General features: G+C 50.4%; 6 protein-coding genes. 4 read left to right on the forward strand and 2 right to left on the reverse strand.

The genetic code is table 11. The features are described from left to right. Positions 1 to 55 precede the first annotated feature (55 nt). Complete coding sequence (locus WCO51_07505) at positions 56 to 1117, reverse strand: substrate-binding domain-containing protein (protein MEI6513106.1); 1062 nt, start codon at positions 1115 to 1117, stop codon at positions 56 to 58. A gap of 121 nt (positions 1118 to 1238) precedes the next feature. On the opposite strand from WCO51_07505, the gene WCO51_07510 reads away from it, so the two are divergent. From WCO51_07510 to WCO51_07525, 4 genes are all read left to right on the forward strand, one after another. Next, positions 1239 to 2576, forward strand: a complete 1338-nt coding sequence (locus tag WCO51_07510; GenBank protein ID MEI6513107.1) for a TldD/PmbA family protein — start codon at positions 1239 to 1241, stop codon at positions 2574 to 2576. A gap of 441 nt (positions 2577 to 3017) precedes the next feature. Next, positions 3018 to 4241: a uroporphyrinogen decarboxylase family protein gene (locus WCO51_07515; protein ID MEI6513108.1), complete on the forward strand. Its 1224-nt coding sequence runs from the start codon at positions 3018 to 3020 to the stop codon at positions 4239 to 4241. A gap of 11 nt (positions 4242 to 4252) precedes the next feature. Continuing rightward, on the forward strand, positions 4253 to 5575 hold the full coding sequence (locus tag WCO51_07520) for a hypothetical protein (protein MEI6513109.1): 1323 nt from the start codon (positions 4253 to 4255) through the stop codon (positions 5573 to 5575). A 219-nt stretch (positions 5576 to 5794) separates the two neighbouring features. Then, complete coding sequence (locus tag WCO51_07525) at positions 5795 to 6514, forward strand: DUF554 domain-containing protein (protein MEI6513110.1); 720 nt, start codon at positions 5795 to 5797, stop codon at positions 6512 to 6514. Positions 6515 to 6577: 63 nt separating this feature from the next. Here WCO51_07525 and WCO51_07530 read toward each other — a convergent pair. Then, a partial coding sequence (locus WCO51_07530; GenBank protein MEI6513111.1) for a hypothetical protein occupies positions 6578 to 7408 on the reverse strand: 831 nt, incomplete at its 5' end.

The raw sequence follows: 7408 nt of genomic DNA on the forward strand, positions 1-7408 counted from the left end.
ATTTGATTCTCTTCTTTATTTTACCTCAGTGGACTGCCAACGCTTGGTTTCCTTTCTACTTCACTGTTCGGATGGGCACGTAGCCGCTTTCGGCTACCAACCGTTGGCCGTCATCGCTCAACAGCCAGTCTCTCAACTTCGCCGCTGGGCTATTGGGATTGAGGCTTTTGAGGGTGACTACGTAGACTTCGGCGGTCAGGGGATACTTGCGATTGGCAATGGTTTCACGGGTAGGCATGACCCCATTAATCGCCACAAGCTCATTGTTGGGGCTGGGGGACATGATTTCCTCATAGTAGAAGACCGAGTACGCGATAGCATTCGTCGTTTTTGAAACCCGCTCGACAGGGGCTGTCATGGTAATAAGCATCCGATCTTCTTTAGCGGTGATCGTTTCTCCTTTCATGACGAGCTTCTCCATCAATTCTTGGCTTCCGGAGTTGCGCTCGCGGATGAAGGCCAGAATCTCTTTATCCGTGCCTCCAATCGCTTTCCAATTATTCGTTCTTCCGGTGTAAATGTCCCGAACTTGATTTAGTGTCAAGCTCTTAACAGGATTAGCGGTATTCACGATAAAAATGAACGCATCAAGCGCGACAGGACGAACATCATACGTCTCCCCTTTCTTTTTAGCCTCCGCCAATTCATCATCAGAAGGCGCCCGTGCGACAACGATCAATCCTGCGGGGTGGTTCAGGGGATTGAACTCGAATACACGTACACTTGCAGCTGTCTCGTTGAGCAAATTCAAATAAGCATCATGAGTTCCCCGGGTTCTTCTTGCGAAAGTAGCTTTGTTATATGCTTCAGTTTTGGCAGGATCGGTATCGATGGGAACGACAACGACGCTCGATTCAGCCCAGTGACTACCTAGCGACCGCTTTAATTCTCCTTTTAATCCAACCACACGGCAGGCCAAAAGTTCGATAAGGTGCCGATTGGAAGTTGAGCCATCGACCACCGGATAGTTTTCAGCCGTAATTCCTGGGATAGGGGGCAATACAGCCGATGGTTTTGAGCTTGTTGCGGAGCTAGCAGAGCGATTCGACGAGCAAGCGCTGAAAAATGTGATAGCGCTAATAGCTATTGCTGCAAAGACGATGATACGCAATTTCATGGCAGACCTCCGAAATAGTAATATTTTATAATTCAACACCAACTATTTAAAATCCTTCTTTACCGAAGATAAATCAACCGACTTGCAACCGGACGCCTGCAAGTGCTACTCTTTTTATACTATGAAAGAAACAGAACTTGCGGAACGGATGCTTGAGGCGGCGCGTCGTGGGGGCGCGGATGAGGCGGATGTATTCATTCAATCGAATACCAAGTTTTCGGTGGATGTGCGTCAAGGTGAAATCGAGAAGTTGACCCAGGCCAACAGCAAAGGTCTTGGGCTGCGGGTGTTTAAGGCGAACCGATTGGGTTTTGCCTGCACCACCGATTTTTCCGAAAGCGCATTAAATGGCATCGTCGAGCGGGCGCTTAGTTTGGCGGAGATCACTTCTGCTGACCCCGCAAACGGTTTGCCTGATCCTAAACCGATCCCTAATGTCGATTTAGACCTTTTCGACCCTGAAATCGAGAACACCCCGGCTGAAAAGAAGATTGAACTCGCAAAACGAGCCGAAGCGGCGATGTTTGCGACTGACAAACGAATTATCAATAGCGAAGGCGCCAGTTGCTCGACTGGGATTACACGTGTGCGATTATTGAACTCGAAAGGAGTCAATACTCAGTTCGAGACCTCGGATTGCGTGCTGGTGTGTGTGCCTATCTCAGCTGAAGGCGAAGAGATGCAGATGGCTTTCGATTATGCCGCTGGTCGTTTCTTAAGTGATTTAGGCGAACCGGAGAAGGTTGGGCGAAAAGCGGCAGAAACTGCCATCCGAAAGCTCGGGGCGCGAAAAATGCCCACTCAGCAGGTTCCGATTGTGTTGGAAAGACGCATTGCCGCCTCTTTCATCGGTGGTATCTGCGGAGCCGTTGATGGGGATGCGGTCTATCGCCAGATGTCTTTCTTGCGGGACAAAAAAGACGCCAAAATTGCGACCGATAAGCTGAATGTGGTTGATGACGGCACAAAACCGCGAGCGCTTGGCTCTGCTCCCTGCGATGATGAAGGCATGCCCAAACAGCGTATACCGATCATCGAAGCCGGTGTTCTGATGAATTTTCTCTACGACACTCGAACCGCCCGCAAAGTCGGCGTCGCCTCAACAGGCAGCGCTTCGCGAGGTTATGATTCGATTCCGCATACCTCCCCCTCTAACTTTTATGTCGAGCCAGGCGCCCAAACCCCTGAAGAGCTTATTGCGCAAGTTCAAAATGGCTTTTATGTAATGGAGATTATGGGCGGCGGGGTGAATTCAGTCACCGGCGAATTCTCTGTCGGTGCGGCTGGCATGTGGATTGAAAACGGCAAGTTAGCCTATGCCGTCGACGAAGTCACCGTCGCGGGCAAGATGCTTGATATCTTGAACGATATTGAAGGCATCGGCAGTGATCTAATCTTCGAAGGCTCCACCGCCTCACCGACATTACTAATCAGCAAAATGATGGTGAGCGGGCTGTAGGTTCTGATTCTAAGTAGTTAAGCAGGGCGACCCGTTGGGCCGCCCTGCTTTGGTTTGTGCTTAAACGAAAGACATTCTACCGTTGCGCCGGCATCTCATCGGCTCTGGATTCTCTTGTCTGATGTAGGGGCAGGGCTTGCCCTGCCCTCCGGAGGGCGTAGCAAGCTACGCCCCTACAAAAGATACCTTGTGTCCCTGAATAGGTCTCAGGGACGTATCGATGGGCGGTCAGGATTTGCATTCAGTAAGCTTTTGAGAGGTTGACCGCAATTTATTTTAGCCATGCTCAAACTACGACCCTCATCCCCACCTTCTCCATGAGCTATGAACTTAATTGACAAGATAGCTTTATTTGCACAGGGAGAAGGAGCAAGTGATCCTTATTGAAAAGCCCAAGAAGGTATCATGGATACGAATGGAAATCATGTCTAGGAGTATTGGATGAATAGTCGAGAACGAATTTTTGCGGCTTGGAATGGGGTTGAGGCGGATCGGGTGCCGCTGACTACCTGGTGCTTCGGATTGCCCGCGCAGGATAAGTTGAAGTGGGGGGATCGGGACTATTGGTATAGTTTACGAATGGAGCATATTCATACCCTCCCGCAGCAGTGGACCCTTGAAGATGATTGCCGCCGCGTATTGGCTTGGCGAGAGCTTGGTATCGATGATATTCTCGATGTTTCCGTTCCTTGGAGCATTCATTCAGCAGTTACTTGGGAAGATAATCGAGTCCCTGCCGGTACAATGGATCCGAAGTATCCGGTTCAATTTCGCGATTATCAAACACCGTGCGGGCCAATTCGCCATGCGATCCGCGAAACGGGCGAAGATACTGGTGCGGGATGGGTTACTCAGCCAAATCAAGTGCCTCTTATCGAAGATTATAATATTCCACGCGCGGTCAAACATGCCGTGGCGGGGCCTGAAGATGTGCCGCCGATGTCTTATCTCTATTGCCCTCCGAACGATGAAGCCAAGAATTGGTTCAAAGCTCGAATGGAACAGGTGAAGGCGTTTGCCGACAAAGAAAATGTGGCAGTTCAAGCATGGGCTGGATTTGGGATGGATGCGGTGGTTTGGTTTGCCGGAACTGAAGGGGCTATCCTTTTGGCGATGGATGAGCCTGAAGCTTTTGGTGAGTTAATCGGCATTATCACAAAGACAGATTTAGCCCGCATCGAGCTGGCCGCCTCAACTCCCGGAGTCGATATGGTGGTGGCGCGTGGTTGGTACTCATCGACTGACCTGTGGTCGCCTGCGCTCTTCGATAAATTTGTTTATCCCTATATCAAATCCTGCGCCGAAATGGCTCACAGGTATGGCAAGAAGTTCGGCTACACTATGACTACAGGGGTCGAAAAGCTCGGGCTGCGTTTGGCGGATGCGGGAGTAGATGTGCTCTACTTTGTCGATCCCGTTCAGGATGGCCTATCGGTCGAGGCTGCAAGAGATTTATTAGGCGGCAAAATGACATTGGTGGGCGGAATGAACTCCGTCTCACTTCATTCCGGTACCCCTGAACAAATTCGCAACGAAGTAAGGCACGCGATGGATGTTCTCGGGCCGACTAACCGGTTTATTCTTCACCCTGTCGATGCCATCTTTCCCGACACGCCCTGGAGCGGTATAGAAGCAATGATTGAAGCTTGGAAGGAATATCATTAGGGGTTAATAATATGGCTATAAAGGCTAGACTAGTTCCAAAAGTAGGTGTGGGCGCACTCTCCAGCCCGTTAGAAGTTGGCGCCGGTCGAGCTCCTGCTGCTGCGGCAGCATTAGAGGAGCTTCTGCAAAAGCTCGGCTGCGATGTCATTCAATGCGGCTCTATCGATACGCCTGAAAAGGCAACTGCGGCAGGTTTGAAGATGGCGGAAGGGCATGTGGATGCGATCGCCCTCGCGCCGGCATGTTGGTTTGAAGACTATTTAGTCTTGGATCTCTTGGAAGAATGCGACCGGCCAATCCTATTTTGGCCCCAGCCGGGAATGGAAACAGGCGCGCTTTGCGGAACCCAACAGTTTACAGCTTTCATGAAGCAGCTTGAGAAGCCCTATACCGCAGTTTTCGGGACTATTAGCGAAGAAAAATGCGCCAATTCGGCGATGAGTTACCTTCGTGCAGCAGCTTTAAAAAGCCGAATGCGCCGCGCTCGAATAGGCGCTGCCGGCCAGCGAATTCCCGGCATGACCCATACTTCAGCGAATGAATTCATGCTCAAAAAGATCATAGGCCCCCGAGTTGTACCGTTGGATTTGCCTTTGCTGTTAAAACGGGCTAATGAGATGCTGGAAGATGAAGCGAAAAATCTTTGGCAAGAGATGGTCAGCAAAGCCGGTTCATGCAAGGTCAAGGAAGCCGAAGGTATCGACTCCATGCGCGTTTATGCTGCAATCAGGGAGCTATTTGAGGAGCACAAACTCGATGCGGCATCCATCGGCTGCTATCCGCATCTAATGGGCCGTGTCTGCCTCGCCGCTTCCCTTTTGGCCGATGAGGGCTTCCCGCTTGCGTGTGAGGGGGATATCAACGGGGCGGTTGCTCAGTACATGCTTACCCTTTTAAGTTCGCAGCCAACTCATAATACTGACTGGCTCGACCCGATGGAGGACGGAACGGTTATCTTCACCCACTGTGGTTCAGGTTCGTTCAGTCTTGCTCATAAGCAATCCGAAATAGCCCTGAACTCGGTTCGGTTGATGGGTCAGGGGGTTTGCGCTTTATTCCCCGCAAAGCCGGGACATGTGACTTTGATCGGTTTTGTGCCATCCCTCGCAGGCTACCAATGCGCCCTCTTAGAGGGTGAAGCGCTGCCCTCAGAATTGGTCTTCCCCGGCAATCCGCTACGAGTTCGTTTCAATAAGCCAACCCCGGATATCATCAATTGGATCCACGAAGAAGGCATCGGCCACCACTGGATGATCGCCTACGGAAGCTACGGCGAAGAAATCCGTAACTGGTCTAAAATGGTTGGTCCTGGCTTTAGATTGTTGGAAATATAAGAGAGAAAAGCTTTTTGAGGCAATGGGTAGCGGAAGAGCAAGCTTACTGGAATGCTCACCGACAAAACAATGCGGCTCCACAAGCGGGTTTTCTGCTTATCTTAAGAACTCAAAGCTGCCTGGGCGATAATTTAAAGCCTGAACGCAGATAAGTCTGGGAGCAAACGCTAGTTGTAGCCCTATTGGTGTGTCATAATCCCGGTCATGTATGGCACTTATATGAATGTCGCGACCGTCACGATTGGAACGATTATCGGAGTGACGGTTGGTAAAAGGCTGAAGCCTCATTATAAAGAACTCACAATGCACGCTTTGGGGCTGGCAACTTTGGCGATGGGCGCACAGATGTTTATGGCCGCCCCGAACGCAATCATCGGGATCGTATCAATCGTCAGCGTAATCGTCGGCGGCTTGATTGGCGAGCTGATTGGGATTGAAAAAGGGCTGAATGCCATAGGCGAGTATGCCCAAAAACGATTGCCAAACGGTGACGGCAGTCACTTTCAACAAGCTTTTGTGACCACAAGCATAGTATTCTGCGTTGGCCCGATGACGATTATTGGGTGCTTACAAGACGGATTAGGTCAGGGGTTCCAACTTCTGGCGCTTAAAAGTATTTTAGACCTCTTTTCATCCACTTTCTTCGCTGCGGCCTTTGGATGGGGTGTATTACTCTCTGCCGGTACGGTTTTAGTGGCTCAGGGATCGCTGACCATCGCTGCCGGCACATTAAGCGGAATGGCCAAAACCGACCCCACAATGCTGGCGATGACCGCCGCTGGGGGCATTATTTTATTAGGCATCGGCTTTCGTCTTTTGGAAATGAAAAATATCCGTGTCTCGAATCTAATCCCAGGTCTAGCGCTCGCTCCGTTAATCATTTGGTTCTTAATCAATCAGGGTTGGTACAACTACCTTGTTTCGATAGTGAACAAGTAAACGTTAACGACGGGTCTTCTCCCAATAGAAGTGTCCGCTTAATAAGCTGCATTAATATTCCCTCTAAATCCACTTAACTGTTACACCTGAAGAAGAGGGGGAAAGTGCGAGGAATTGTTCGGCTCCGGCTTTTTGGAGGGCGTCTTTGGTAGTTTGGGGATCAAGAGTGAGGACGATAATCGTTCCGCCGCCACCGGCTCCAGCGAGTTTGGCGCCTATTGCTCCGCCTTCTAATGCTGCTTTGATGAGGCATTCGTTTGATTCACCGCTTCCGCCTAATTCGCGGACGATTGCGTGATTTTCATTCATCAGTTCGCCCACGGTTTGCCAATCTTTTGAAAGCAGCGCCCCTTTTCCAACGCGGGCTAGTTCCGCAATCCGCTCCATGCTTTTAACAACTAATGGTTCACCTTCTTCCCATCTCAGGCGAACGCTCTTGTGCATTTTGCCGGAATGGCGTGAAACTCCAGTGTGAGCTAGCAGCATCGGAAGCTCGTTGACGTGCTTTGAAAGGCTTTCGACGGTTGCAAAAGGTTCCGTTCCGGGTTTATGTTGAAGTTTTTCTTTGCCTCTGAAGTCCATATAGTTGAGGCCGCCCAAGGAAGTCATGTATTGGTCTTGATAGCCGCAAATAATGCCCATGCGGTGGAATTCGCATTCTCCGACCATCTCAGCAAGCTGCCAGTTGTTCCATTCGACATTGGAATAGGATAGAATGGCCGCCATGATTGCGGTGAGAATAGCGGTCGATCCGGCTAGCCCTGCTTGCATCGGCACATCCGTCTCGGCAGTCAGCTTGAAACAACATCGCATGGGGAATTCAATGGCAACTTTGGAAGTTTGTCCAGTCTTGTGAAAATCAACGAGATAACTAAAAGCTGCTCGAGCTACATC

The organism is bacterium (genome assembly GCA_037131655.1).
Taxonomy (GTDB): domain Bacteria; phylum Armatimonadota; class Fimbriimonadia; order Fimbriimonadales; family JBAXQP01; genus JBAXQP01.

Coding starts and splice junctions, on each gene's coding strand:
- WCO51_07505 (MEI6513106.1), bottom strand. CDS start 1,117: ATGAAATTGCGTATCATCGTCTTTGCAGCAATAGCTATTAGCGCTATC.
- WCO51_07510 (MEI6513107.1), top strand. CDS start 1,239: ATGAAAGAAACAGAACTTGCGGAACGGATGCTTGAGGCGGCGCGTCGT.
- WCO51_07515 (MEI6513108.1), top strand. CDS start 3,018: ATGAATAGTCGAGAACGAATTTTTGCGGCTTGGAATGGGGTTGAGGCG.
- WCO51_07520 (MEI6513109.1), top strand. CDS start 4,253: ATGGCTATAAAGGCTAGACTAGTTCCAAAAGTAGGTGTGGGCGCACTC.
- WCO51_07525 (MEI6513110.1), top strand. CDS start 5,795: ATGAATGTCGCGACCGTCACGATTGGAACGATTATCGGAGTGACGGTT.